Genomic DNA, 24,424 nt, shown 5'->3' on the forward strand with positions numbered 1-24,424 from the left:
GCCCGATTTTCCCGCGGTTCGGTCTCCGGCGCCAGAGCGTCCCCGGCCTGCGAAGGATTTATTAGGCAAATGCGCCGTTTCGCCCCTCGACGGCGGCGGCGTTTGGCGGCACTATCCCTGCAATTTTCTTTCCTCCAGCGGAGCTTCTCGCCGTGTCCGTTTTCGACGGCATCCCCTTTTTCGCCGGCGTCGACGCCGCCCGCGCCGAGTCCTTCGGGCGCCAGTGCGTGCGCAAGCGCTATTCCGAGGGAGAACTCGTCCTCGATTTCGACGATCCCTCGACAGACGTTTATTTCATCGTTTCCGGCGACGTTCGCGTTCTCGTTCGCACGGCGGCGGGCAAGGAAATGATTCTGGGCGATTTCGGCGCGGGGAAATTTTTCGGCGAGATGGCCGCGATCGACGGCGCCAAGCGCTCCGCCAATGTGACGGCGCTTACGAACGCCGAGCTTTTGCTCGTGCCGCCGGCGGTCTTCAAGGAGATCGTCCTCCATTCGTCGGAAATCAGCGAGCGCCTGCTGCGCCTTCTGACCGCGCGCGTGCGCGAGCTGAACGTGCGGCTGTTCGAGCGCTCGGTGCTCGACCTGCGCCACCGGCTGTATTCCGAACTCCTGCGCATGTCGACGCCGCGCAAGGGTCATGACGGGCAGGCGATCGTCTCGCCGCCGCCCTTCCAGCACGACCTCGCAGCGCGCATCGGCTGCCGCCGCGAGCAGGTCAGCCGCGAACTCGGCGCCATGGCGGAAGAGGGGCTCGCGGAGAAAGTGCGCGGCGGCCTCGTCCTGCTGCGCCCGAGCGTGCTCGAAAAGCGCGTGAAGGACGCGATGAACGCCGCCGAATGAGAGCGGAACGAGACCTGTGCGATTCCGCACAAACCAGCTCCTCGCCGTTTTGTAGCTTCACCCCATCTAAAGGAGACGATCCTCGTCTCTGGATCACGCCGCGTTTCAGCGGAAACGCTCGAACGCGGATGACGTGGTCTTTCTAGAGGTCGGGCGAGCTTTTTCGCAGCACGCTCCGGGGAGGGAGAGAGAGGCGGATGAGCGCGTTATTGACGCCCATCGAGCGATGCAAGGAAGTCGCGGGGCTGGAGCCGCACGAAATCGTGCTCGGCGTCAGCCCGAGTGAGAAACACGAGCGCCTGCTGGCGAAATATCGTCGCGCCCGCCGCTCGCAGGCGCTGACGCGCGCCAGGATCGTCGCGGATATCCGAGCGGCCGTCGCGGCGGGGGCCACGCGGGAGGCGGCCGATCTTCTGATCGTGCTGCGGCGGCTTCTGGCGCTCGCCGCGCCGCGCGCGCCGCGCCGGGGCCGGTCTGCCTGCTCGCGGCGTCCCGCGCTCGTATTGCGCGCCCGCTGGGCGCGTCGCCTGAGCGCCGAGACAGCGCGGGCGGGCGCGGAGCCCGATGGCCCGGAGGCCGCCGTCCTTCGCTTGCCCGCACGCGAAAAATCCCCGTAGGAACTGTTGTTTAACGATGTCTGGCAGTCGGGCGGCGCCAAGGTCAAGCCCCGCAATTCAGGCGTGAATCTGGCGCTCGGCGAGGAGCGCCTCGCCGAGCGTCGAGCCCCCGCCGGGTCTCGACGCGCCCGGGCCTGTCCGGGCCGGCGACGCCCTTGTCCAAAGCCGCGCCAATGTTGATAACCAACCTGCGCCGCCGCCGGTCGTCGTTGAGGAAGATTATCAGAGTCCCGGCCTGTAACGGGCTCCGCGCCGAGCAGGTCGCGCGGCCGTCGGCGCGCGAGGGAGCGGCTCGCGCCGGCGGACGATCGCATGGTCAAACGTAAGTGGGTTTTCCTTTTCGCGACCTCGCTCGCGGCCGCGCTCGTCCTGCCCTGGGGCGCGCTGCAGCCGCGCCGGCTCGACGATCTTCGCAATCTCGTTTTCGACGAGTTCCAGCGCCTGTCGCCGCGCCTTTACGATCCGGAAACGCCCGCGCGCGTCGTCGGCGTGGATGAGGAAAGCCTGAAAGCCTACGGCCAGTGGCCCTGGCCGAGGACGCGTCTCGCCGAGCTCGTGGAGCGGCTGCGCGAACTCGGCCCCGCCGTCATCGCCTTCGACTTCATCTTCTCGGAACCCGACCGCGCGAGCGCCCGGATGCTGGTCGAGGCGCTGCCGGACCCCAGGCTGCGCGCGGAAGTCTCCCGGCTCGTGGCGAAGGCCCCCGACAGCGACGCGATTTTCGCCGGCGCCCTGCGCGACGCGCCGGTCGTGCTCGGCGCCACGCTCGCGGCGGAGGGAGCGAAGACCTATCCTTCCAAGACGGGCGTCGCCTTCGCTGGCGACGATCCGGCGCCCTTCCTCTATTTATTTCCCGCGGCGCTTCTTCCGCTGGAGCCGTTCGTTGAAAACGCGAAAGGGCTGGGGGCGACCAACTGGCTTCCCGACCGCGACATGGTCGTGCGGCGCGTGCCGCTGCTGACCCGCGTCGGCGCGTCGATCGCGCCGTCTCTTGCTTTGGAGGCGCTGCGCGTCGCGCAGGGAGAGCAGAGCGTCGTCATTCGCTCCTCCAACGCCAGCGGCGAAACCGCCTATGGCGCGCAGACAGGCGTCAATGCGGTGAAGGTCGGCGCCTTTCAGATCGCCGCCGGCCCGAACGCCGACGTGCGCCCGCGTTACACATACGCGGCGCCGGCGCGAAATATATCGGCGAAGGCGGTTCTGGAGAAACGCGTCCCGCGTGGCGAGGTCGAGGGGCGCATCGTCTTCATCGGCGCGCTTGCGGTGGGGCTGGGCGACGTGCGCGCGACCCCGCTGGAGGCGGTCGTGCCGGGCGTCGAGGTGCATGCGCAGATCGTGGAGTCGCTGACGACCGGGGCCTTGCTGTCGCGGCCCGACTGGGCGCCGGGCCTAGAATATGTCGTGGCCATCGTCGCTTTCGCCCTGACCATGCCGCTGCTCTTCCTTGCGCCGCAGCTCGTGTCGGCCGCTTTCGTGCCCCTCGCCGTCGCCGGGCTCTTCTCGGGCTCGCTTTATCTTTTTGAGAAGCGCGGGCTGCTGCTCGATCCGGCTTATCCCAGTCTCGCCATCGTCGGCGCCTACATCGTCGGGGCCGTCACGTTGTGGCGCGCGGAGATCATGGCGAGGCGGCAAGTCCGCCGGGCCTTCGGCAAATTCGTCGCGCCTGCGGTCGTGGACCGCATCGCGGAGCATCCCGAGCGCCTCGTGCTGGGCGGCGAGACGCGCGAGCTGACGGTGCTCTTTTCCGACCTTCGCAACTTCTCGGGCATTTCGGAAGGCTTGAGCGCCCGCGAATTGACGCAGTTCATGAACGACTATCTGACGCCCATGACCGACGCCATTCTCGAAAGCGAGGGCACGGTGGACAAATATATGGGCGACGCCATCCTCGCCTTTTGGAACGCCCCGCTCGACATTGCGGACCATCCGCGCAAGGCGGTGCGGGCGGCGCTGGCGATGCGCGCCGCCATGCAGGACTTCAACGCCGAGCGCGCGCGATTGGCGCAGGCCGCGGGGAGCCCGCACACGGAGGCGGCGATGGGGCTCGGCCTGCATCTCGGGCCCGCCAGCGTCGGCAATATGGGCTCGGTCCGCCGCTTCGACTACTCGATCCTCGGGGACAACGTTAACCTCGCATCGCGTCTGGAGGGCGCGAGCAAGGCCTTCTCGACCGACATCGTCGTTTCCAAAGCCGTTCGCGACGCCGTCCCCGACATGGCCTGGCTTGATCTTGGTCGCATCGTGGTCGTTGGCCGCGCCGAGCCGACCCATGTCTTCGCCCTTGCGGGCGACCCCGATTTTGCCGGAACCGACGCGTATGTGCGCTGGCGCACGGCGCATGGGGAAATGGTGGCGGATTATGAATCGGGGCGATTCGCCGCCGCCGCCATGCGGGCGCAAAGCGTCGCCTTGACAGTCCCGGGGTCGTGGCCTGCGCTCTATCTGGGCCTGGGTGAACGATATTCCGGGCTCGCTCGCGAGGGCTTGAAAGAAGGCCGGTCTTCGATATGGAATCTCCAAAGCAAATGATGTGCTTGCGGCGCCGCTCGTCGCCCCGCGCGACCCATTGGCTCTATGGAAGGATCGTCGCCTGCGCATGACCGACACGATCGTCGCGAAATATTGGAGCCTTCTCGCCTCCCGACATGACGCGCAAGCCTTCGCCACGCTCGACGCCGCCTATCGCGAGCCGCAGCGCGCCTACCACGCATGGGGACATATCGTCGATCTGCTGACGAAACTCGATGCGCTGGCGCACCTCCCGACCCGGGGCGATCTCGTCGCAGCCGCGATCTTCTGGCACGATTCCGTCTATCTCACCCGCGATCCGGACGGCCGCGCGCGGACGGATCCTGAGAATGTCCAGGCCAGCGCCGAACTCTTCGCGCGCCATTCCAGGTTCGACGCGCTCGAGGCGCAGGCCGTGCACGACCTCATCATGGCGACGGCGAACCATATGAAGGCAAGGGCGCTCGTTGAGCTCTACCCCGGCTTTTCGCGCGACCTTGATTTCTTCCTCGATCTCGATCTCTCGTCTCTTGCGGCGCCCTGGTGCGTTTTTGAAAAGAATTTGGACGACATTCAGTTTGAGTTCGGCTGGGCGCCCGAGCGCGCCTTCTATCAGGGCCGCGTGCAGATGCTCGAAAGCTTCCTCGCCGCGGGCGACGGGCTCTATCGCCTGCCCGAGTCGCGCGCGCTCTGGCTTGCTCACGCGCGGGCCAATCTCCAGCGCGCCGACGTCGATCTGCGCGAGCGCCTCGCGGCCCGGCCGGCCTGACCTATCCCTCCAGACTTGCGCGCATGCGGTAGCCTTGAGGAGGGTGAGCGGTCGCTACTTCGCCCCGGCGTCCGGATAGGGCTCCGGCGCCGAATAATTCGTCGGAACGGCGCCCGTCAGGCTCCCCAGGAACGCGACAATTTCAGCTGCATCCCTGTCGGAAAGCGTCTTGCCGAGCTGAACCTTGCCCATGATCTTCACGGCCTTCGTCAGATCCTCGACCGAGCCGTCGTGGAAATAGGGCGCGGTCTTCGCGACGTTGCGAAGGCTCGGGACCTTGAAGACATACAGGTCCCCGTCGTCTTTCGTCACGTCCGCGCGGCCCTTGTCAGGCGTCTTCGAGCCCGTCTCCTTCCAATAGTCGCCGGTCACGCCGAATTTCTGGAAGGAGTCGCCTCCGACGCCGATGCCGTTGTGGCAGGAGGCGCAGCCCGTATCGATGAATTTGCGCAGGCCAGCCCGCTCCTGCGGGGAGAGGGCGCTGGCGTCGCCGGCGAGGAAGGCGTCGAATTTCGAGCGCGTCAGCAGCGTTCGCTCGAAAGCGGCGACGGCCACGCCCCAGTTTTTGGAATTGACCGGGTCTTTGTCGCCCGGAAAGGCATTGGCGAAGGCTTCCGAATAGGCGGGAATCGCCTTCAGCTTGCCCATGGCGGCCGCCTGATCGGGATTGCCGAAACTGGCGGGGCCCAGCAGCGACTTCTCGGCCTGCTCCTCGAGCGATTCCCGCTCGCCGCGCCAGTGCTGCTTGAAATTGAAAGCGGCGTTGAAAACCGAGGGCGCGTTACGCGGATTTTCCTTGCCGAAGACGCCGATCGCCTTTGGCAGGCCGTCGGCCCCTTGCCTGTCGGGAAGATGACAGTGGGAGCAGCTCACATTGCCGTCCATCGAGACGCGATTCTCGAAGAACAGCCGACGCCCGAGCTCCGCGCGCGCCGCCTGCAGCGGTTCTTTCGCTACGGGCGCTGGGGGCAGCGGCTTGAAGGATTGCTGCGCCTCGTCGAGGAGCTTTCTGGCGTCGGAGGCGTCCGCGAGCGCGGAGCCGGAGAGCATCGCGACGGCCAGCGAAACTGAGAGAAGGGAAAAACGCATGATCGCCTCCGCATAGGCGGATCCGAATTGGGCAAAAAAATCGAGCCGAGTAAGAAACGCCAGCACTTCGCGGCGCCAATCCTACCGGCTCGATTTTTTGCTGAGCAATCCGCCGTATGACGACGGACTCGTGCGAAATCTTAGATTTCAGCCGACGAGTAGGCGGTGACTTCCATGCCCACGCAAACTTCGACGATCACAGGGGTGGTCCAGGCCATTGTCATTTCCTCCGTTTGGAACTTCGGCGGCTGTTTCCTGCTCTTGTTCGCCGGATTCTTGGGCCGGGCGATGGGGGCAGGTTCAAGCTCGGCGAGAGCTTTATCATGATCGGCCGGGGCGTGCAATTAGCCCCGGCCGCTCTCCTTTTCAGGACGAATCAACGGCGGACGGGGCCGTTTGTTCGTTCTCGACCACGGCTAAGGTCAGGCGGCGAGGGCCTCGTCGTCGTTCACCGGATTGCCCCGGATGCGGCGCCCATGCGTCTCGACACGGGGCGTTGCGACTGCTAGGCATAGCGCGCCTTCCGGCGCAGAAGCCGGAAGCGCCTCAAGCAAAAACCCCAGAGTTTTCCTTCGGCTGAGACCGTAACGAGGGCGACTCTGGCCCGCGCGGCACCTCAGCGCGGCGATTTCAACGACCGCCATCAAGCGGCACGGGGCAGGAAGCGGATGAGCAAGGCTTCGCTCGACGGCAAAGCGATCGCGCTCGAAGACGCCTATAAACGGGCGGCGAGCATTCTGAGCAGCGCCAAATTTCCCCTGGTCGCGGGGCTCGGCGCCGACGTTCCGGGCGCCCGCGCGGCGATTCTTTTGGCCGAGCGCCTGCGCGGCGCCTTCGACCATCTGGCTTCGCGCGATTCCCTCGTCGATCTCGACGTGAAGCGCTCTTTCGGCATGTTCACCACGACCGCGAATGAAGCGCGCGTGCGCGCCGACGTCGTGATTCTCGTCGGCCCCGGCCTCACCCGGCAATGGCCCGGCATGCTGGAGCGGCTCGCGCTCGATCAGGCGCCGCGTCACGGGACCCATGCCGGCCAGCCGCGCAAGGTGATCTGGATCGGCCCGGACGCCGGCGAGGCGGGCGCCGTCCCGGGCGCTACGGTGATTCCGGCGACCTTGCAGGAAATCCCCGGCGTTCTCTCCGTGTGGCGCGCCCGCGTCGGCGGTCGCCGCGTCAATCCGGCGAAGATCGACGCCGCAAAGCTCGAACTCGTCGACGGCGTCGCCGAGACGCTCAGGAACGCCAAATTCGGCTGCTTCGTCTGGGCGACCGCTATCGGCCTCGACGCGCTCACGGTCGAGATGATGCAGGCGCTCGTGGCCGAGTTCAACGTCGCGACGCGCTTCACAGGCCTTCATATCGGCGCCCGCGCGGGCGCCTCGGGCGTTACGCAGGTCGCGGGCTGGATGACCGGCTTTCCGCCGCGCACGGGCTTCGGCCGCGGCTATCCCGAGCATGACCCGTGGCGCTTCGAGGCGAGCCGGCTTGTCGACAGCGGCGAGGCCGACGCGGCCCTGTGGATTTCCTCTTTCGACGGCGAAGGGCCGACCTGGTCGCGGAGCGACATTCCGCTTGTCACGCTGGCGCCCGCCGGCGCCGCGCCGGCGCGCGGCCTTTACATTGAAGTCGGCCAACCCGGCGTCACCCATGACGCCGTTCTCATGGCCCAGGAAACGGGCGGCATGGCGCTGCGCCGCGCCGCCGCGCCGTCCGATGCCCCTACAGTCGCTCAGGTCATCGACGCCATCATGGCGAATGTTTCGGAGGTCGCGCCTTGCTGACAGTTTTGCGTGGCGGCCATGTCGTCGACCCGGCGACGGGCAAGGATAGCGTCGGCGACGTCTGGTTCGAGGACGGCCGCATCGTCGCGCCGCCGGCCGGCGGCAAGGCCGATCAGGAGATCGACTGCTCCGGCCATGTCGTCATGGCCGGAGCCATCGATATTCACTCGCACATCGCCGGCGGCAATGTGAACACGGCGCGCCTGCTGCTCCCCGAGCTGCACCGCGCCATTCGCGCGCGCCTCGCCGGCACGCCGCTCTCCACCGCCAAATGGTCGACCTACGAGACCGGGCGCCTCTACGCGCAGATGGGCTTCACCACGGTCGTCGAGCCGGCGATGGCGCCGCATCACTCGCTGCAGACGCATTACGAACTCAACGACGTGCCGATCATCGACAAGGGCGCGCTGACGGTTCTCGGTAATGACGACTTCCTGCTGCGCCAGATTCGCGCGGGCGAGTCGGAAAGCGCCATCAACGATTATGTCGCGCAGACGGTGAGCGGCACGCGTTCGCTGGGCCTCAAATGCATCAATCCGGGCGGTTGCGAGGCCTTCAAGGAGAATATGCGCGCCTTCGGGCTCGACGACGAGGTGCCTTTCTACGGCCTGACCTCGCGCAAGATTTTCCAGACGTTGCAGAAGGCGACGCAGGCGGTCGGCATCCACCACCCGCTGCATCTGCACATGAACAATCTGGGCATCGCCGGCAATATCGACACGGCGCTCGCTACGATCGACGCGTCGCAGGGCCTGCCGCTGCATCTCGCCCATGTGCAGTTCTACGCCTATGGCAAGGAGGGCAAGAACGCCTTCTCCTCCGCCGCGGCGGCTTTCGCCGAGAAGATCAACGCCAATCCCAACGTCACGGTCGACATCGGCCAGGTGATGTTCTCGCAGACGGTGACGATCTCCTCCGACGTGCTGAAGCAGTTCAACAGCATGCCGGGCGCGATTCCGAAGAAGGGCGCGATCTTCGACGGCGACGCCAATGGCGGCGGCATCGTTCCCTATGCCTACAAGGTCTCGAACTATTACAACGCCATCCAATGGGCGGCGGGCCTTGAGCTGTTCCTGCTCATCAAGAATCCGGAGCAGGTCTTCTTCACCACCGATCATCCGAATGGCGGCCCCTTCACGGCCTATCCGGAACTCTTCGCGCTGCTGATGAGCGCGGAGCTGCGCGAGGAGATGATGTCGCGCCTGCCGGCCGAGGTTCTGGAGCATACGACGCTGCCCTCGCTCAAGCGCGAATATAATTATTACGAGATCGCGCAGATGAGCCGTTCCGGCGCCGCCAAGCTCTTCGGATTCAAGGACCGCGGCGCGCTCACGCCGGGCGCCATCGCCGACATCGCGGTCTACAAGAAGAATCGCGACGTCGCCGGCATGTTCCGCAAGGCGGCTTATGTCTTCAAGGACGGCGAACTCGTCGTGAAGGACGGCGCGGTGTCGCATTACAAGCGCGGCAAGACGCTGCATATCAGCCCGCGCTACGACACGAGCATCAACAAGCGCCTCGACGCTTATTATGAGGAGCTTTACGGCCTGCCGCGCGGCGTCTTCGACGTGTCCGACGCCGCTCTGCCGAACAGGGACGCCTTTGCGGAGGTTGCATGCAAGGAATAGTTCGCAACGGCGTGCGCATCGACGACAGTTTCGCCGAAGCCTTCCCCATGGCCGCGACGGGGCTGATCATTACGGCGCCGACCCGCAAATGGGCCAATCAGGCCGCCGCGACGGCGACCGGCTACGCCACGTCGGTCATCGGCTGCGATTGCGAGGCCGGCGTCGACAGGGAGCTGTCGGAGGAGGAAACCCCCGACGGCCGTCCGGGCGTGCGTCTTCTCTTCTTCGCCTTTTCGGCCAAGGGCGCCGAGAAGGCGCTCGTGAACCGCGTCGGCCAGTGCATCCTCACCTGTCCCGGCACGGCGCTTTATTCGGCGTTCGACGGCGATCTGAAGATCAAGGTCGGCGACTCCATGCGCCAGTTCGGCGACAAATGGCAGATGTCGAAGGCGATCGACGGACGCCGCTTCTGGCGCGTGCCGGTGATGGATGGCGAGTTCTTCGTTGAGGGCCAGGTCGGCGTGCTCAAGAAATGCGTCGGCGGCGGCAATCTGCTCATCATGGGCGCCGATTGGGAATCGACCATGCGCGCGACGGAAGCCGGCGTCGAGGCGATCAACGCCGTGCCGGACGCGATCATGCCTTTCCCCGGCGGCATCGTCCGCTCGGGCTCGAAGGTCGGCTCGCAATATAAGGGCATGAGCGCCTCGACCAATGACGCCTATTGCCCGACGCTCAAGGGCGTGACCAAGACCGCTCTCGAGGACGACATCGGCTGCACGCTCGAGATCGTGATTGACGGCCTCACCGACGAGGCGGTGCGCGTCGCCATGCGCGCCGGCCTCAAGGCGATCATCGACATGGGCCCGGAGACGGGCGCCAAGCGCGTCGGCGCCGGCAATTACGGCGGCAAGCTCGGCCCGTTCCACTATCATTTGAAGGATCTGGTCCCGTGACGCCCTTCACCTTCACGCTCCGCCAGGAACCGCCGCAGCGCGTCGACCTTTCCGCCCTCACGCCCGACCGCCTCGCCGGCAAATCCGTCGCCGAGATCGAGAAGATCGAGATCGGCACGACCCGCGCCTCGACCAGGGTCGGCGACGTGTTCAAGGTTACTGTGGGCGAGCTCAAGACGCTTCGCTATGAGGGCGGCTCGTCGCGCTTCGACCTTGTCGGCGCGAAGCTGCTGCCGGAATTTTCCATCCATGTCGAAGGCGATGTCGGATTGCAGGTCGGCCGCCTCGCCAAAGGCGGCAGGATCACCGTCTCCGGCAATGCCGGCGCCTATGCGGCCTCGGGCAATGAAGGCGCGCATATCGAGATCAGGGGCGATGTGGGGGAATTGCTCGCCGCGCCGCTCGCGGGCGAGCTCGCCGGCATGTCGGGCGGCCGCGTCGTGGTGCGCGGCAAAGCCGGCGCGCGGGCGGGCGACCGGCTGCGCCGCGGCATTCTGATCGTCGAGGGGGACGCTGGCGAAGATTTGGGCTCCCGCGTCATCGCCGGAACGATCATCGTCCTCGGCGAGACCGTCGGGCGCGTCGGCTATCTCAACAGGCGCGGCTCCCTGGTGCTGGCGACGCGCAAGGACTTTGGCCCGACCTATCTGGATTGCGGCGCGCATCTCTTTACGTTCGCTCGTCTTTTCTCCCGCAGTCTCAGGGAAGACAGCGCCGCCGCATCGGCCCTTCTCTCCGGCCGGCTGCAACGCTTCGGCGGCGACACCGCGGTCTATGGCAAAGGCGAGATATTGACGCCCGCCTGACCGGCATTACCCTTGCTTCATGTCAACGCCGCCGGATTCCGGCGGCGTTCACGCAAGGGTGTCTGCCATGAATTTCGTGGAATTGATCCTCACGGTCTGCACGCTTTCCCAGCCGGCCGCCTGCGACGAACGCAAGCTCATGCTCGAATCCGCCTCCGGCTCCACCCGCAATTGCATGATGCAGGCCATGCCGTACATTGCCCAATGGTCGGGCGAACACCCGAATGTCCAGGTGACGCGTTGGCGCTGCGCCGCGCCGGGCGCGGAGGGGGACAAGATATAATCTCCCTCTCTTGTCAAACCTATAGCATGCAAAACCCGAAGGTTCGCCAACGCCGTCATGGACGTTTTGGCGTGAAACCGGACCCGTCGACGCCGTTCACCTAAGCCTTCGGATCGCAGTTCGGTCGCATCGAAGCCGAGCGTCTGCGCTACGGAGAGCGTCGATACGGAAATGCTTTCTTCTTTTCGATTTTACACACTGAAAGCAACATTCTCATCCCTTTGCCCGGACGCGCTCCCGCTCCCATATTCCCCGTATTGTCATCTGCCGCGGGGAAGTCATGCAGAAAGAACCGCCGCCTTTCGCCGCGCCTTATGCGCCGCCGGACGAGACATTCGCGGCGGCCTTCTTCGCCGAGCGCCCCGAAGCCGCGATCCGCGCGGAAATCGACGCCAAGGCGCGCAACCTTGTCCGCGGCATGCGCGCGCAGCATAGCGCGCTGGGCGGCGTCGAGGATTTTCTGCATGAATTCGCGCTCTCGTCGCGCGAGGGCCTCGCCGTCATGGCGCTCGCCGAGTCGCTGCTGCGCGTGCCGGACGACGCGACGGCCGATCAGCTTATCGCCGACAAACTCGCCGCCGGCGATTTCTCCCATCATGAAGCGTCCTCCGATACGCTGCTCGTGCAGGCCTGCGCCTTCGCGCTTGGTTTCTCGGCGCGCCTGATCGGGCAGGGAGAGCCGCGCGGCCTCGTCGCCGATCTCGCGCGCCGCCTTGGCTTGCCGACGCTGCGCATGGCTGCGCGTCAGGCCATGCGGCTCATGGGCGCGCATTTCGTCTTCGGCGAGACGATCGCCGACGCGCTCGCCCGCGCGAAAGGCGCCCGCGAGCGCTTCTCTTTCGACATGCTGGGCGAGGGCGCGCGCAGCGCGGCGGACGCGTCGCGTTACTTGGAGGCTTACGCGACTGCGATCCGCGCCATTGGCAAGGAAGTGGGAAAGGCGCCGCTGCCCGACCGCCCCGGTATTTCGGTGAAACTCTCCGCCTTGCATCCGCGCTACGAAGCCCTATCGCGCGAGCGCGTCTTGCGGGAACTTCCGCCGCGCGTGCTGGAGCTTGCGCGTCTCGCGAAGGACCGCGACCTCGCCTTCACCATCGACGCCGAAGAAGCGGACCGGCTGGAGCTCTCGCTCGACGTGATCGCGCGCGTCGCCGCCGACGCATCTCTCGCCGGCTGGGACGGCTTCGGCCTCGCCGTGCAGGCATATCAGAAGCGCGCGAGCGCGGTCATCGAATATGCCGCCGCGCTGGCGGAAGCCTATGATCGCCGCTTCATGCTTCGGCTCGTCAAGGGCGCCTATTGGGACAGCGAGATCAAGCGCGCGCAGGAACGGGGGCTCGCGGATTACCCGGTCTTCACCCGCAAGGCGATGACGGATCTCAATTACGACGCCTGCGCCGCCCAAATCCTCGCGCAGGCGCGCATCTACCCGCAATTCGCCACGCACAACGCCCGCAGCGTCGCGGAGATTCTGGTGCGCGCGGGAAAGCGCAGGGATTATGAATTCCAGCGCCTGCACGGGATGGGCGAGGCGCTTTACGCCGCGCTCGCCGAGACGAGCGACGTGGCGGTGCGCGTCTATGCGCCGGTCGGGCCGCATCGCGATCTCCTGGCCTATCTCGTTCGCCGCCTGATCGAGAACGGCGCGAATTCGTCTTTCGTCGCGCGGGCCGCCGATCCGCAGACGCCGGAAGATGCCCTCGTCGCCGATCCGCACGAGGCCGCGCGCGATGGCGCGCGTCATCCCAAATTACCTCAGCCTTCGCAAATCTACGCCGCCCTGCGCGCAAATTCGCGAGGCGTCGAATTCGGCGACAGGCGCGCGCTCGCGGCGCTGCTCGACGATATTCGGGCCTCAAGCGGGCCGCATGAAGCGCGCCCGGGCGCCGCGTCGAAGACCGCCGCGCGCGACGTGGCATCGCCGATCGACGGCGCGATGGTTGGCCGCGTGATCGAGGCGGACGCCGACAGTGTGCGCGTCATGATGGCGACCGCGGCGACCGCCTTTCCGCGATGGAGCGCCGTCCCGGTCGAAAAGCGCGCCCGGATTCTCGAGCGGGCCGCCAATCTGCTCGAAGCGCGGCGCGGCGCCTTTATGGCGTTGCTCCAAAGCGAGGGCGGCAAGACGCTCGACGATGCGCTCGCGGAGCTGCGCGAGGCCGCCGATATGTGCCGCTACTATGCGGGGCAGGCCCGGTCGGTCTGTTGCGAACGCAAGCTTCCGGGTCCGACGGGCGAAGACAACCGCCTGCGTTACGAGGGGCGCGGCGTCTTCTCGTGCATCTCGCCCTGGAATTTTCCGCTTGCGATCTTCCTCGGGCAGGTCGCCGCCGCGCTCGCGGCCGGCAACGCAGTGGTCGCGAAGCCCGCCGAGCAGACGCCGCTTGTCGCCGCAAAGGCGATCGCGCTTCTCCATGAAGCCGGCGTCCCTCGGGAGGCGCTGCAATTTGCGCCGGGCGCCGGAGAGGTCGGCGCCGCGCTCGTCGCCGATGCGCGAACGGCCGGCGTCGTCTTTACGGGTTCGGTCGAGGTCGCGCAGCGCATCAACCGGGCGCTCGCGGCGCGTCAAGGCGCGATTGCGCCGCTGATCGCCGAGACGGGCGGAATCAACGCCATGATCGTCGACTCGACGGCGCTAATCGAACAGGTTGTCGACGATGTGCTCGCTTCGGCTTTTCGGTCTGCGGGCCAGCGTTGTTCCGCACTGCGCCTGCTGTGTTTGCAAGAAGAGATTGCGGAGGCCGCGGTCGAGACGCTCGTCGGCGCGACGAAGGAGTTGCGGATTGACGATCCGCGAGAGCCAGACGTCCATATCGGTCCGGTCATCGACGCCGAGGCGAAGCAAAAGCTGGACGGCTACCTCGCCAAACGAAAGGCGGAAGGCCGCGTGCTTTATGCGGGCGCCGCCCCGGCGCGCGGAACCTATGTCGCGCCTCATATTCTTCGTCTCGATCGGGTCGACGATCTGCGCGAGGAAGTTTTCGGCCCCGTCTTGCATGTCCTCACATGGCGCGCGGCCGAGTTCGACGCGCTTCTCGGCAGGATCGAGGCGAGCGGCTTCGGCCTCACCTTCGGCCTTCAGACGCGCATAGAGGAGCGTATCCGCCATGTCGCCGCGCGCGCGCCGGCGGGCAACGTCTATGTCAATCGCAACATGATCGGCGCCGTCGTCGGCAGCCAGCCTTTCGGCGGCTTCGGCCTGAGCGGCACGGGACCCAAGGCGGGCGGGCCGGATTATCTTCGCCGCTTCCTGCGCGAAACGACCGTCACCGTCAACACGGCCTCCTTCGGCGGCGACGCGGCGCTGCTGTCGCTTGGCGAATAGGCGCGGCATTTCGCGCCAATGGCTCCGCTTGAAACGGACGGGGGCGAAAGCGACTTTTTTCTTGTCGCAACGTCGATCAGGCGCGGTGGCCTGATGCGACTGATCCAACGGAGGCAGAAATGACTCAAGAGCAGACACCCGCGAAAAAGGATGGCGGCGGCGCGTTGGTCGCTCCCGATCTGTGGGATTGGCGACCTTTCGAGGCGCTGCGCCGTCAGCTTGACCGCTTTTTCGACGAGGCGCCGTTACAGAGGCGCTCGGGCGAAATGGAGCCCTTCGAACGTTTCATGGGATGGCAGGGAACGCCGCCTGTGGACTTCGTCGAGCGCGACAATGAGTATGAAATATCTGCGGAGCTTCCAGGTCTCGACCAGAAAGACGTGGAAGTGAAGGTGGTCAACGGCGTCCTCGTCATCCACGGCGAGAAGAAGATGGAGCGCGAGGAGAAAAAGGAAGGGGCGTTCTTCTCGGAGCGCCGTTACGGCTCTTTCCGGCGGAGCTTCCGTCTGCCCGAGAATGCGGACGTCGACAAGATCGCCGCCCATTTTGAAAAAGGCGTGCTCAAGGTGACGGCGCCGAAGACGGCGCAGCCGAAGACGGAAGAGAAGAAGATCGAGATCGCCGTCAAATGAAGCGCCGCCGGGAAAGGGGCGCCGCACGGCATATGGACTTTGCGTAATGAATCGGCGCGCGATGATCGCGCGCCGGATTTGCCGTCCCGAGAGTTCTGACGAAGGCGGAGGATTTCCTCGTCCACGCCAATCCAGCTCGAATCCGAAGCCGCCATGCGACGGACGATCGGGAGACGAAGATCCTCGCGATGGAATTCGTCGAGGAGGAGCAGGATCACGTCTCCAAGCTGCGCAAATGGATCGCCGCGCACGCGTCCGGCGGCAAGCCGCCAGCGAGCCGCAGTCAGCGCAGCATGTGGCGAAGCGCCTCGTAGAGGCTGATGTCCACGGCGATCAGCATGGTTCCGATCAGCGCCGCCTGCGCGATGTATTTGTAGCTTCTCCGCGCGTGCATCGTTTGCTCCCGTCGCTGAGGCGGAAGTAGCGGAAGAGCGAAGGCCGGCAAGCGCCAGCGGAATTGATGAGCCCGGCCGGACCGAAGCGGAGATGCGGCGTCCCGCCTCAGGTTACTGACAAAGTAGCGGCGAGGCCGCCTTGGGAAGTTTGTCAACAAACTGAGGCGGCGTCCCGCCTCTCCTTGATCCGATTACCGCGCCCGCGCTTCCCTTACCGGCTTGCGCATCATGCGCGGCAGCACGAGATGCGGCAGCACGCCTTCCCGGATCACCGCCCGGCGCAACGGCCCAAGCGCCGCGACCGCGACGAAGCTCGCGCCGCGGAAGAGGTCCACCGGCAGATAGGGGACGATCAGCGAACGGTTGAGCACGTCGACCCCATGGGTTCGGAAACCGATGTCGGCGCGGCGGTGCCGGTCGTAGCGGTTCAGCGCGCGCGACAGTTCGCGCTCATTGCGCAGATCGACGCTCGCAAGGCAGTCTTCGAGATCGGCGACGTCACGCAGGCTGAGATTGAGGCCTTGCGCGCCGATGGGCGGGAAGACGTGGCACGTCTCGCCGACAAGCGCGAGACGGCCCTTGGCGTGCTGCGACACCTGCATGCCGCCCATGCGGAACTGGCCGATCTCGCTCTCGATCTTCATCGTCCCGAATTCGGACTTCGCGTAATCCTCGATCTCATATTCAAGCTCCTCGCGCGGCTTGGCGAGGCGGCGGCGCGCGTCGTCGACCCCCATCAGCCAGACAAGGCTCGAACGGTGCGGCGCGTCCTCGCGCGGGGGCAGGGGCACGAGGGTGAACGGACCCGACCGCGTGTGCCACTCGGTCGACATGTTGTCGTGCGGGAATTCGTGGCGCAGCATCATGGTCAGCGCCACTTGCGGATAGGTCCATTCCTTCACGTCGACTCCCGCGACGGCGCGCGCGCGGCTGTTGCGGCCGTCGGCGGCGACGATGAAGTCGGCTTCGACGCGGCGGCCGTCCGCAAGGATCGCCGCCGCTCCCGCGCCGTTCAGCTCGTAGTCGGCGATGTCGGCTTCGATCAGCGTGATTTCCCGCTTGCTCCGGACGAGATCGAGCAGCACGCCGACGAGTTCGTCATTCGAGATGTTCACGCCGAGCGCCGGCAGATCGACCTCGCTCGCGCGCAGCGTCAGCTCCGGCACGGGGAAAAGCTGGTCCGTATCGTCGATCATGCGGATCGCCTCGACGGGGCAGGCCAGCGCCTTCACGCGCTCCAGCGCGCCAAGCGCGTCGAGAAAGCGCACGGACGCCTCGAAGAGCGCAACCGTACGGCCGGGCAGAGGCGGCGGGACGCGGCCGACGAGCGCCGTCCTGAGCCCGGAACGCGCGAAAGCGAGCGCGGCGGCGAGGCCGGTCGATCCGGCGCCGGCGACGAGAATGTCGAACTTCGTCGCGCCTTCCGGCGCGGATTGCTCGGTCATAATGGGACTCCTGATCTTGCGGTCGTTATAGCGGCGCGCGCTTCGCAGCGCGAGGGTCGGCGCGGCGCAAATTGCCGCGCATTCGGATCGAAGGCCCCGGCCGGAAGTTCGCACGCCCTTCCGACCATTCCTGGGCGCGGGGAAGAGCCATGCAGGCGCCCGTTTGGTTATGTGCTGATCGCTCGCCATGATAAGCAGGCGGGAGAATTGCATTTGCGGCGACGAGTGGAGGTTTCGATGGTCAAGGCGATCCGCGTACACCGGCCAGGCGGCCCCGAGGCTCTGCAACTCGAGGAGGTCGAGCTCGCCGCGCCGGGGCCAGGGGAGGTCCAGATCCGCCATCGCGCCATCGGGGTGAACTTTATCGACATCTACCGCCGCACCGGGGCCTATCCGGCGGAATATCCTTTCATTCCCGGTCATGAAGGGGCGGGGCAGATCGTCGCCGTGGGCGAGGGCGTGAAGGATTTCGAGGAGGGCGACCGCGTGGCCTATGTCGGGGCGCTGGGCGGTTACAGCGAGGCGCGCAACATCGCGGCCGATTCGGTGATCCACCTCCCGAAGTCCGTGAGTTACGAGCAGGGCGCGGTCATGATGCTCAAGGGTCTCACCGCGCAATATCTCCTGCGCCGCACCTTCCGGGTCAAAAAAGGGCGCCGCGTGCTCGTGCACGCGGGGGCGGGGGGCGTCGGCCAGCTTCTCTGCCAATGGGCGTCCGCGCTCGGCGCGAAGGTCATCGCCACCGTGGGTTCGCCGGAGAAGGCCGCGATCGCCGAGAAGGCCGGGGCGCAGCACACCATCCTCTACCGCACGGAGAACTTCGCCGAGCGCGTCAAGGAAATCACCAAGGGTCGGCTCTGCGATGTCGTCTATGACGGGGTCGGGCGCGCGACGTTCCCGGCCTCGCTCGACTGCCTCGCGCCGCTGGGCATGTTCGTGAGCTTCGGCTCGGCGTCCGGGCCGATCGAGGCCTTCGACATCGGCCTGCTGGCGCAGAAGGGTTCGCTCTACGCAACCCGGCCCTCGCTTTTCACCTACATCGCCAAGCGGCGTGACTACGAGGACATGGCCGAGGACATGTTCCACGCGATCAAGCGGGGCCATCTGACGATCGACTCGCCTCAGGCCTTTCCACTCGCCGACGCCGCGCAGGTCCACGCCGCGCTCGAATCACGCCAAACCGCCGGATCGATGATTCTGATTCCCTGATTCGGGCTTGAGAGCCCTGCAGGCGGCGCTCGACGCCACAATTCGGGCGTGTGTGGCCTTTGCGCCACGCGCGGGGGTCGGCCTGCCCGATGTGATTCCAAGGCCATTGAATTTGAATGTTTCAACCCTTCGCCGCTCCTCGCATGGGCGGCGGACGGGGGCGCGCTGCCCGGGTGAAAACGTCGTTTTTCACCGCCAGATCGGGGTCGCGGCGAAAAAGGCGCGAGCATTTTTCCAAAAATGGTCTATCCTTCAAGTCGTTCCGGCTTTGAGGTTCCTCCCGCCTCTCGATTAGCCCGAACTGCCTTAAAGACCCGGCGCGGAGCCGGGTTTTTTTCTGAGGCGCCCGACGGCGCGTCCCCTTTCATATTGCAATCCGTGACAAAGAGTCCCATCCTCTAGGCGCGGCCCCGAGACGGCCGCGAAGCATGAGGGTTGCAACGCTGTCGACAAGTGTTCATCCGGGGGCGGAAACCCGTTCCCAGCCGAAGATCGGCGCCAATGCGCCGCTTTCTGGCTCAATCGTGCAAAATGTCCTCAACGCGCTGGACGAAACCAAGGCCGAGGACGTCATCGCCATTGATCTGCGCGGCAAGACCGCCCTGGCCGATGAGATGATCATCGCGACCGGGCGGTCGACCGTGCATGTCGGCGCCATCGCCGACAAGGCGCTCAGGGCGTTGAAGGATGTGGGCGTCGCCGCCCGCGTTGAGGGTCTGCCCCAGTGCGATTGGGTGCTGATCGACGCCGGCGACGTCATCGTCCACATCTTCCGACCCGAGGTGCGCCAGTTCTACAATCTCGAAAAAATGTGGGGCGGCGACCGGCCGGTGGAGATGCGGCTGGTCTGATTCAGGAAGACCCGCCGTCGTGCGTTTGGGAATGATCTGCGTGGGCCGGTTGAAAGCCGGTCCCGAGCGAGAGATATACGCGCGCTACGCAGAGCGCATTTCGGCGCTTCGCCGCGTCGGGCTCGAAGGCCTCGACCTCAAGGAAATCGACGAGAGCAAAGCGAGGAGTCCGGCCGAGCGCATGGCGCGCGAGGGCGAGGAGATGCTCGCGCTCCTGCCGCCCGATTCGGCGCTCGTCGTCTTCGACGAGCGGGGCAAGCCGGCGGACAGCGCAGCTTTCGCCGGCTTCATCGGCCGCGAGCGGGATGCAGGCCGCCGGGCCATGTGGTTCGCCATTGGCGGTTCGGAAGGCCTCGATGCGGGGGTTCGGGCGCGGGCTACCGCCGTCTTCTCTTTCGGAGCGATGACGCTCCCGCATCAGCTCGCGCGCATATTGGCCGCGGAGCAGATCTATCGCGCCATGACGATCCTGTCCGGTCACCCCTACCACCGCGCCTGAGGCTGGATAGCGTGGATTATCGGTTGCGCAATGCGGAGACGCGCGCGCATCAGTTGGCAAGGGCGCGGCAAACGCCGCATTCAGACAAAAGACGGCCTACCGGGGGCTTGCGCCGCTCGGCAGGCCGTCGCTTCCCCTCAAATCCCGCCCTGAAACGAGAAAAAGCCTAATCTCGCCACAGGTTTCGGCCAAGCGTCGCCATGGACTGGAACATCGTTCGATTTATACTCTGCGCGACCGTTGCAAAGAGGCCACATTCCTGACGAGGCTCGCGCAAGCGGCCCGGCGCGCGGGGGGCCCACCCGCCGGGCCTGGTCGCCCGAAACGGGCAGAGAATCGAGCGACTTGAACTTGACCATAACTTCCGAAATCAAAATCTCAAGACGTTGCGGCAAAAAGCAGTCGGGAAAATTTCCAAGGAGGTCGGGATGAGCGGCGCCGCTGGTTTCGTGATTTTCTGGTTGGCTGCGCGACTGGCTTCACCCGTCGCTGCGGAAGAGAAGGCGGTCTCTCCGAATGGAAGCGAGAAAGGCTGGGCCGCCAATTGCGTGAAGGAGAAAAGCGACGAAAGCGCCGCCTTTTCCGCCTGTGTCGGCAAGGTGACGGAGGCGTGTCTCGGCCTCGAGGACGCGCCGAAGGAGATCAAGCCCTCCGATAAGAACGGACATCCGCGGAGTTGCGCGGCGGTTGAGGCCAAGATCTGGGACGACTATCTCAACCGCTGGTATGGGGACGCCGCGAAGATCGTCCCCGCTGAGGCGAAGGAAAAGCTCCGTGACGCGCAACGCGCCTGGATCGCCTATCGCGCCGCGCGCTGCGACGTTGAGAGCGCGTTGCATCCGTTCCCGCTCGGCGAGGATAATCGGGCGGATTGCCTGATGCGCGAAACGGCGCGGCGGGCGCTGCAATTGCGCGCGATCGCGACGGATATGTACTGATCCGGGGAGTGTCGATTGAACAGATTTCCCTTCACCATTCTGTCTTTCGGCGCGCTCCTCGCTTCTCTCTCCGGGACATGGGCGAAGACGCGGCCGCCGGCGCCGCCCCACGACGCGCCGGCGGCCGCGGCGGCCAACGCGCAACCCGGCCCGCGTCATGTTCCCCCGCGCGTCATTCCCGTCCCGGGGGACGTGAGCAAGCCATTGCAGGAATTCATCCGCATGCCCTACCCGCCGGGGGTGCTTTCGCCGCCGCCCAAGACGCCGCAGGAATGGGGCGCGCTCAGCAAACGCTTCGAGGCGGAATGGACCGCGCCGCTCGCCGACCTTCGCAAGCAGTTGAAGGTCACGGTGGAGCCGACGAACATCGCGGGCGTCAAAGCCTATCTCGTGACGCCGCGCGACCTGCGGCCTGAAAACACAAACCGCATGCTCGTCCATGTGCATGGCGGCGGCTATGTTTTCGGCGGGGGAGAGGCGGCGACGAACGAGGCTATCATGATGGCCGGCATCGGCGGCTATCGCGTGATCTCCATCGATTATCGCAGCCCGCCGGAATTTCCGTTCCCGGCCGCGCTCGACGACGCGCTGACGGTCTGGCAATCGCTCGCGCAGACGATCAGCCCCAGAAATATGGCGGTCTTCGGTTCATCGGCCGGCGGCGGGCTGGCGCTCGCCATGGCCCTCAAGGCGAAGGACGCCGGTCTTCCGCTGCCGGCTGCCGTCGGCGCAGGAACGCCCTGGTCCGATCTCGACAAGATCGGCGACAGCTATTTCACCAATGAATATGTCGACAACATGCTCGTCACCTGGGACGGCTGGCTCGGCGGCGCGGCGCGGCTCTACGCCAACGGCCACGACCTCAAGAACCCTTATCTCTCGCCTGTCTACGGCAATTTCGCGAATTTTCCGCCCACGATCCTGACGACGGGAACGCGCGATCTATTTCTTTCAAACACGGTGCGCGTGCATCGCGCGCTCCGCCGCGCGGGCGTTGAGGCCGACCTGAATGTCTATGAGGGCATGAGCCACGCGCAATATGCCGGTCCGGGCATGCCCGAGGCGAGAGAGGTCTTCAACGACATGGCGCGCTTTTTCGACGCGCATCTTGGAAGATAGACCGAAATCCGCCCGCTTCGTCGATGGGAGCGCAGGCCGCGGCGCAAAGTGGAGGCGGCGATGCGCGCTCGGGGGATGAATAGGCAGACGCGCGCGCCGCTGCGGGAAACTCCGGCTTGCCTGCGCTCGCGGGGTTTAGCCGTAAACCCACCCGACAAAGACCGCCCCAAGGAAAAAGATCACCACGCCATAAGCGATGATTTTCAGTAGACCTTCCGGCATTTCAAGACCTATCTCGGCAAAACGGCCCGTCGCTACATTCGCGCTCGGGCCGCTTCTTCAGGCGACGCCTCGACCGCCGCCTTTGGCAGAGATAGGCGGAGCCCCGCCGTTTGACAAGGCGGGCGAGCCTTCCCCCTACATCCAGACATCAAAGGCGGAAACCGCCATGAGGGCGAGAAGGCTCATCAACTCCATCAAGAGGAATGTTACGATGGCTACGGGCGCGCTCATCGAAGACTCCAAGACAGTCGCAGCGTTCAGGTTTGGAAAGGTATAAAACGCATTCAGTCTTGCGTTGGGCCTTGAACCCCGACCTTCAGCGCGGCCGGCTTCTCGGTCTCGGCGATCACCGACTGCGTTGCAACCGGCATCTTCGCTGGTCGCGCGATATGCTCCACGCGATGCTTGTCCGGCCCGCCGAGGCTGGTCGCAAATCCCAGCGCCAGAAAGCCGACCCAGAAGGCGGCCGGGACGATTTTCGAATTGGAGAGCGACATTGGTTCCTCCCGGTTCCCTTTTGCGTTTTTTGCGCGATAAGAGTTCCGCAAGAACTGTCTACGGAAAAGCGCCAGACTAGTGCTTGATGATGGCGCCAGTTAAAAGTTTTTTGACAAATTACTCCCACGTCCCTGGTCGTGCGGCGCCATGGAAGCCACTTAGACTTGTGGCGCCAGAGATGCGACCAACCGTGGATCTATGCGGTTGCAAAAGAGAGCTTTAATCGTCGGATATGGCAACCGCGTAGGTTGGCCGAGCGGAAACCGTGAAATGATGAGCATTGTCTCTGTCGGTCGTCCGACTCCGGTGGTTCGGAGCGGCCATGTGCAATTGTCGATCATTCTAAAGGAATCTGAGAAATCGACGCTGCAGACGCAGATTTTCGATCAGATCCGGACGATGATTCTCAACGGCCAGTTGCGCGGCGACGATCCGTTGCCGACGACGCGCGAACTGAGCGCGCAGCTCGGCGTGTCGCGCAATACGGCCGTGCTTGCCTATGAGCGTCTGATAGCCGAGGGCTATATTCGAACCAAACCCTATGTCGGCACTTTCGTGTCGCCGGACCTGCCGGATACGGCCTTTCTGTCCTCGACCGAGAGCGCAACGCCGGTCGCGCAGCGTCCGCCGGAGGAGTCGCCGACCGGATTGGCCGTGCGCGAATTGCGCACGCATCGTCTAGCGAATCCGGATCGGCGCCGCCTCGCGGCGGATTTCTGGGTGGGCCGTCCCGACGCGCGCACCTTTCCGCTCAAGGCATGGTCGCAGCATATCAAGGCGCGGCTGAAATCGGCCGGGGCCAAGCTGACCAGCTATAACGATCCAGCCGGGCTGCTGGAGCTTCGGCAGGCCATCGCCAAACATCTCGCGCCCGCGCGCGGCGTCGTCTGCGACCCGGACCAGATCATCATCGTCGGCGGCTGTCAGGACGGCTTCAATCTCGTCGGGCGCCTGTTGGTGACGCCGGGCTCCACGGCCGTGGTCGAATCGCCTTGCTATCAAGGCGCGGCCTTCGTCCTGGAGAGCCTCGGCGCCAAGTTGCATCCCGTGCCGATCGACCGAGACGGTCTCGACGTGACGCAGCTTCCGCATGTGAACGGCGCGGTCGCTTACGTGACGCCTTCGCACCAATACCCGGTCGGCGTTACGATGAGCCTGCAACGGCGGATCGAGCTTCTGTCCTGGGCGACGCAATACGACGCCTATGTCATGGAAGACGATTATGACAGCGACTTCCGTTTCGTCGGCTCGCCGCTGACTGCGCTCAAGGGCCTGGATCGCAACGAGCGCGTCATCTATCTCGGCACGTTCTCGAAATGCATGGGGCCAGGCCTGCGGCTCGGCTATGTCGTCGCGCCCCGACGGCTCGTCGACAGCTTCCGCCGCATGAAGATGCTGATGAACAACGGCCAGAGCTGGCTGGAGCAGGCGGCGATGGCGGACTTCATGGCGGGCGGCGAATTCGGCCGCCACCTGCGCCGCATCCGGCAGCTCTATCGCGAGCGTCGCGACGCGTTGCTAAACGCGTTGCACAAACATTTCGGGGAATGCGAGATCTATGGCGAGCAGGCGGGCATGCATCTCGTCTGGAAGCTGCCAGAAGGTTTTCCGCCGGCCGCGGAAGTCGAGGCGAAGGGCCTCGCAGCGGGCGTCGGCGTCTGCTCGCTCGCCACGGGCTCGGCGTTGCGTTTCGATCCGAACGACGGCGGCGACCGCTTGCTGATGCTCGGCTTCGTCGCGTTGACCGAGAAGGAGATTGAGGACGGCATTGCGCGACTTGCCGGTGCGCTGAAGGCCTAATTCGGCTTCACGCCATAGGCGCAGGCGACGGTGGCCGTGTATCGCCGGCCGTCCCAATTTTCCTGGACGCGGCAGCCGCGCCGAACATAGTCGGCGTGATAGGCGCCCTCCGCGCGGCTCCAGACGCCGTCGTCATTTTTGACCCAGCGCCGGGCGGGCGGTGCAGGGCCGCTTTTGTCTTCGGGAGGGGCGGTCTGCGCAAGCGCCGAGCCGGTCATGCCGGCCAGGCAGGCCGCCAGCAGGAACTTCATCGCGTGGCTCCGTTTCAAGAA

At 65.5% G+C, this 24,424-nt stretch carries 22 protein-coding genes; 17 read left to right on the top strand and 5 right to left on the bottom strand.

Going from position 1 to position 24,424, the window contains the following annotated elements; all coding sequences use genetic code 11:
- Positions 1–152: 152 nt before the first annotated feature.
- The 4 genes from ACNHKD_RS10055 to ACNHKD_RS10070 all read left to right on the top strand — a co-directional run bounded on the left by ACNHKD_RS10055 (position 153) and on the right by ACNHKD_RS10070 (position 4,736).
- The gene (locus ACNHKD_RS10055) at positions 153–842 is read left to right on the top strand and encodes a Crp/Fnr family transcriptional regulator (RefSeq protein ID WP_442753348.1); all 690 of its coding nucleotides are present in this window, start codon (positions 153–155) and stop codon (positions 840–842) included.
- Positions 843–1,039: 197 nt separating this feature from the next.
- Positions 1,040–1,459 carry a polysaccharide deacetylase gene (locus ACNHKD_RS10060; RefSeq protein ID WP_442753349.1) on the top strand — a complete coding sequence of 140 codons (420 nt, stop codon included), beginning with the start codon at positions 1,040–1,042 and terminating at the stop codon, positions 1,457–1,459.
- 312 nt (positions 1,460–1,771) lie between these two features.
- Positions 1,772–3,988, top strand: coding sequence for a CHASE2 domain-containing protein (locus ACNHKD_RS10065; protein ID WP_442753350.1), 2,217 nt, complete (start codon positions 1,772–1,774; stop codon positions 3,986–3,988).
- Between the two features lie 67 nt (positions 3,989–4,055).
- Entirely contained in the window at positions 4,056–4,736 is a 681-nt protein-coding gene (locus ACNHKD_RS10070) for an HD domain-containing protein (RefSeq protein ID WP_442753351.1), read from the top strand.
- A gap of 54 nt (positions 4,737–4,790) precedes the next feature.
- On the opposite strand, the gene ACNHKD_RS10075 is transcribed toward ACNHKD_RS10070, so the two are convergent.
- Both ACNHKD_RS10075 and pqqA read right to left on the bottom strand, forming a co-directional pair.
- The gene (locus ACNHKD_RS10075; RefSeq protein WP_442753352.1) at positions 4,791–5,825 is read right to left on the bottom strand and encodes a cytochrome-c peroxidase; all 1,035 of its coding nucleotides are present in this window, start codon (positions 5,823–5,825) and stop codon (positions 4,791–4,793) included.
- Positions 5,826–5,965: 140 nt separating this feature from the next.
- Positions 5,966–6,169 carry a pyrroloquinoline quinone precursor peptide PqqA gene (pqqA, locus tag ACNHKD_RS10080; protein WP_442753353.1) on the bottom strand — a complete coding sequence of 68 codons (204 nt, stop codon included), beginning with the start codon at positions 6,167–6,169 and terminating at the stop codon, positions 5,966–5,968.
- Between the two features lie 324 nt (positions 6,170–6,493).
- Between pqqA and ACNHKD_RS10085 the strand changes: the two genes are divergently transcribed.
- From ACNHKD_RS10085 to ACNHKD_RS10115, 7 genes are all read left to right on the top strand, one after another.
- Positions 6,494–7,606 carry a formylmethanofuran dehydrogenase gene (locus ACNHKD_RS10085; protein WP_442753354.1) on the top strand — a complete coding sequence of 371 codons (1,113 nt, stop codon included), beginning with the start codon at positions 6,494–6,496 and terminating at the stop codon, positions 7,604–7,606.
- Positions 7,600–9,234, top strand: coding sequence for a formylmethanofuran dehydrogenase subunit A (locus tag ACNHKD_RS10090; protein ID WP_442753355.1), 1,635 nt, complete (start codon positions 7,600–7,602; stop codon positions 9,232–9,234). Before ACNHKD_RS10085 ends, ACNHKD_RS10090 begins: the two co-directional genes overlap by 7 nt.
- Entirely contained in the window at positions 9,222–10,130 is a 909-nt protein-coding gene (fhcD, locus tag ACNHKD_RS10095; RefSeq protein WP_442753356.1) for a formylmethanofuran--tetrahydromethanopterin N-formyltransferase, read from the top strand. The genes ACNHKD_RS10090 and fhcD overlap by 13 nt, the downstream gene beginning before the upstream one ends.
- Positions 10,127–10,936, top strand: a complete 810-nt coding sequence (locus tag ACNHKD_RS10100; RefSeq protein ID WP_442753357.1) for a formylmethanofuran dehydrogenase subunit C — start codon at positions 10,127–10,129, stop codon at positions 10,934–10,936. Before fhcD ends, ACNHKD_RS10100 begins: the two co-directional genes overlap by 4 nt.
- A 67-nt stretch (positions 10,937–11,003) precedes the next feature.
- Complete coding sequence (locus tag ACNHKD_RS10105) at positions 11,004–11,219, top strand: hypothetical protein (protein WP_442753358.1); 216 nt, start codon at positions 11,004–11,006, stop codon at positions 11,217–11,219.
- Positions 11,220–11,499: 280 nt separating this feature from the next.
- Positions 11,500–14,544, top strand: a complete 3,045-nt coding sequence (putA, locus tag ACNHKD_RS10110) for a bifunctional proline dehydrogenase/L-glutamate gamma-semialdehyde dehydrogenase PutA (protein WP_442753359.1) — start codon at positions 11,500–11,502, stop codon at positions 14,542–14,544.
- 119 nt (positions 14,545–14,663) lie between these two features.
- Positions 14,664–15,176 carry an Hsp20/alpha crystallin family protein gene (locus ACNHKD_RS10115; protein ID WP_442753360.1) on the top strand — a complete coding sequence of 171 codons (513 nt, stop codon included), beginning with the start codon at positions 14,664–14,666 and terminating at the stop codon, positions 15,174–15,176.
- A 586-nt stretch (positions 15,177–15,762) separates the two neighbouring features.
- Here ACNHKD_RS10115 and ACNHKD_RS10120 read toward each other — a convergent pair.
- Complete coding sequence (locus ACNHKD_RS10120; RefSeq protein WP_442753361.1) at positions 15,763–17,016, bottom strand: FAD-dependent monooxygenase; 1,254 nt, start codon at positions 17,014–17,016, stop codon at positions 15,763–15,765.
- A 237-nt stretch (positions 17,017–17,253) separates the two neighbouring features.
- Between ACNHKD_RS10120 and ACNHKD_RS10125 the strand changes: the two genes are divergently transcribed.
- The 5 genes from ACNHKD_RS10125 (at position 17,254) to ACNHKD_RS10145 (ending at position 21,632) form a co-directional block, all read left to right on the top strand.
- Positions 17,254–18,225 (top strand): quinone oxidoreductase family protein, encoded by a 972-nt coding sequence (locus ACNHKD_RS10125; protein ID WP_442753362.1) that lies wholly within the window; start codon positions 17,254–17,256, stop codon positions 18,223–18,225.
- A 428-nt stretch (positions 18,226–18,653) separates the two neighbouring features.
- Positions 18,654–19,076 (top strand): ribosome silencing factor, encoded by a 423-nt coding sequence (gene rsfS / locus ACNHKD_RS10130; protein WP_442753363.1) that lies wholly within the window; start codon positions 18,654–18,656, stop codon positions 19,074–19,076.
- 19 nt (positions 19,077–19,095) lie between these two features.
- Positions 19,096–19,575, top strand: a complete 480-nt coding sequence (gene rlmH / locus ACNHKD_RS10135) for a 23S rRNA (pseudouridine(1915)-N(3))-methyltransferase RlmH (protein WP_442753364.1) — start codon at positions 19,096–19,098, stop codon at positions 19,573–19,575.
- A 428-nt stretch (positions 19,576–20,003) separates the two neighbouring features.
- Complete coding sequence (locus ACNHKD_RS10140; protein WP_442753365.1) at positions 20,004–20,513, top strand: lysozyme inhibitor LprI family protein; 510 nt, start codon at positions 20,004–20,006, stop codon at positions 20,511–20,513.
- Between the two features lie 15 nt (positions 20,514–20,528).
- Positions 20,529–21,632: an alpha/beta hydrolase gene (locus tag ACNHKD_RS10145; protein WP_442753366.1), complete on the top strand. Its 1,104-nt coding sequence runs from the start codon at positions 20,529–20,531 to the stop codon at positions 21,630–21,632.
- Positions 21,633–22,138: 506 nt separating this feature from the next.
- Here the strand turns inward: ACNHKD_RS10145 and ACNHKD_RS10150 are convergent.
- Positions 22,139–22,351, bottom strand: coding sequence for a hypothetical protein (locus tag ACNHKD_RS10150; protein WP_442753367.1), 213 nt, complete (start codon positions 22,349–22,351; stop codon positions 22,139–22,141).
- Between the two features lie 271 nt (positions 22,352–22,622).
- Between ACNHKD_RS10150 and pdxR the strand changes: the two genes are divergently transcribed.
- Complete coding sequence (gene pdxR / locus ACNHKD_RS10155) at positions 22,623–24,152, top strand: MocR-like pyridoxine biosynthesis transcription factor PdxR (RefSeq protein WP_442753368.1); 1,530 nt, start codon at positions 22,623–22,625, stop codon at positions 24,150–24,152.
- On the opposite strand, the gene ACNHKD_RS10160 is transcribed toward pdxR, so the two are convergent.
- The gene (locus ACNHKD_RS10160) at positions 24,149–24,403 is read right to left on the bottom strand and encodes a hypothetical protein (protein WP_442753369.1); all 255 of its coding nucleotides are present in this window, start codon (positions 24,401–24,403) and stop codon (positions 24,149–24,151) included. The genes pdxR and ACNHKD_RS10160 overlap by 4 nt on opposite strands.
- Positions 24,404–24,424: the final 21 nt, after the last annotated feature.

The organism is Methylocystis sp. JAN1 (assembly GCF_052186135.1).
In the GTDB taxonomy this organism is placed as follows: Bacteria; Pseudomonadota; Alphaproteobacteria; order Rhizobiales; family Beijerinckiaceae; genus Methylocystis.

What these genes read in the sequence shown, in the direction of transcription:
- ACNHKD_RS10120 (WP_442753361.1), bottom strand. Translation starts at nt 17,016, where the DNA reads ATGACCGAGCAATCCGCGCCGGAAGGCGCGACGAAGTTCGACATTCTC.
- ACNHKD_RS10065 (WP_442753350.1), top strand. Translation starts at nt 1,772, where the DNA reads ATGGTCAAACGTAAGTGGGTTTTCCTTTTCGCGACCTCGCTCGCGGCC.
- pdxR (WP_442753368.1), top strand. Translation starts at nt 22,623, where the DNA reads ATGATGAGCATTGTCTCTGTCGGTCGTCCGACTCCGGTGGTTCGGAGC.
- ACNHKD_RS10125 (WP_442753362.1), top strand. Translation starts at nt 17,254, where the DNA reads ATGGTCAAGGCGATCCGCGTACACCGGCCAGGCGGCCCCGAGGCTCTG.
- ACNHKD_RS10105 (WP_442753358.1), top strand. Translation starts at nt 11,004, where the DNA reads ATGAATTTCGTGGAATTGATCCTCACGGTCTGCACGCTTTCCCAGCCG.
- ACNHKD_RS10140 (WP_442753365.1), top strand. Translation starts at nt 20,004, where the DNA reads ATGAGCGGCGCCGCTGGTTTCGTGATTTTCTGGTTGGCTGCGCGACTG.
- ACNHKD_RS10070 (WP_442753351.1), top strand. Translation starts at nt 4,056, where the DNA reads ATGACCGACACGATCGTCGCGAAATATTGGAGCCTTCTCGCCTCCCGA.
- fhcD (WP_442753356.1), top strand. Translation starts at nt 9,222, where the DNA reads ATGCAAGGAATAGTTCGCAACGGCGTGCGCATCGACGACAGTTTCGCC.
- putA (WP_442753359.1), top strand. Translation starts at nt 11,500, where the DNA reads ATGCAGAAAGAACCGCCGCCTTTCGCCGCGCCTTATGCGCCGCCGGAC.
- ACNHKD_RS10075 (WP_442753352.1), bottom strand. Translation starts at nt 5,825, where the DNA reads ATGCGTTTTTCCCTTCTCTCAGTTTCGCTGGCCGTCGCGATGCTCTCC.
- rsfS (WP_442753363.1), top strand. Translation starts at nt 18,654, where the DNA reads ATGAGGGTTGCAACGCTGTCGACAAGTGTTCATCCGGGGGCGGAAACC.
- ACNHKD_RS10160 (WP_442753369.1), bottom strand. Translation starts at nt 24,403, where the DNA reads ATGAAGTTCCTGCTGGCGGCCTGCCTGGCCGGCATGACCGGCTCGGCG.
- ACNHKD_RS10085 (WP_442753354.1), top strand. Translation starts at nt 6,494, where the DNA reads ATGAGCAAGGCTTCGCTCGACGGCAAAGCGATCGCGCTCGAAGACGCC.
- ACNHKD_RS10150 (WP_442753367.1), bottom strand. Translation starts at nt 22,351, where the DNA reads ATGTCGCTCTCCAATTCGAAAATCGTCCCGGCCGCCTTCTGGGTCGGC.
- ACNHKD_RS10115 (WP_442753360.1), top strand. Translation starts at nt 14,664, where the DNA reads ATGACTCAAGAGCAGACACCCGCGAAAAAGGATGGCGGCGGCGCGTTG.
- ACNHKD_RS10060 (WP_442753349.1), top strand. Translation starts at nt 1,040, where the DNA reads ATGAGCGCGTTATTGACGCCCATCGAGCGATGCAAGGAAGTCGCGGGG.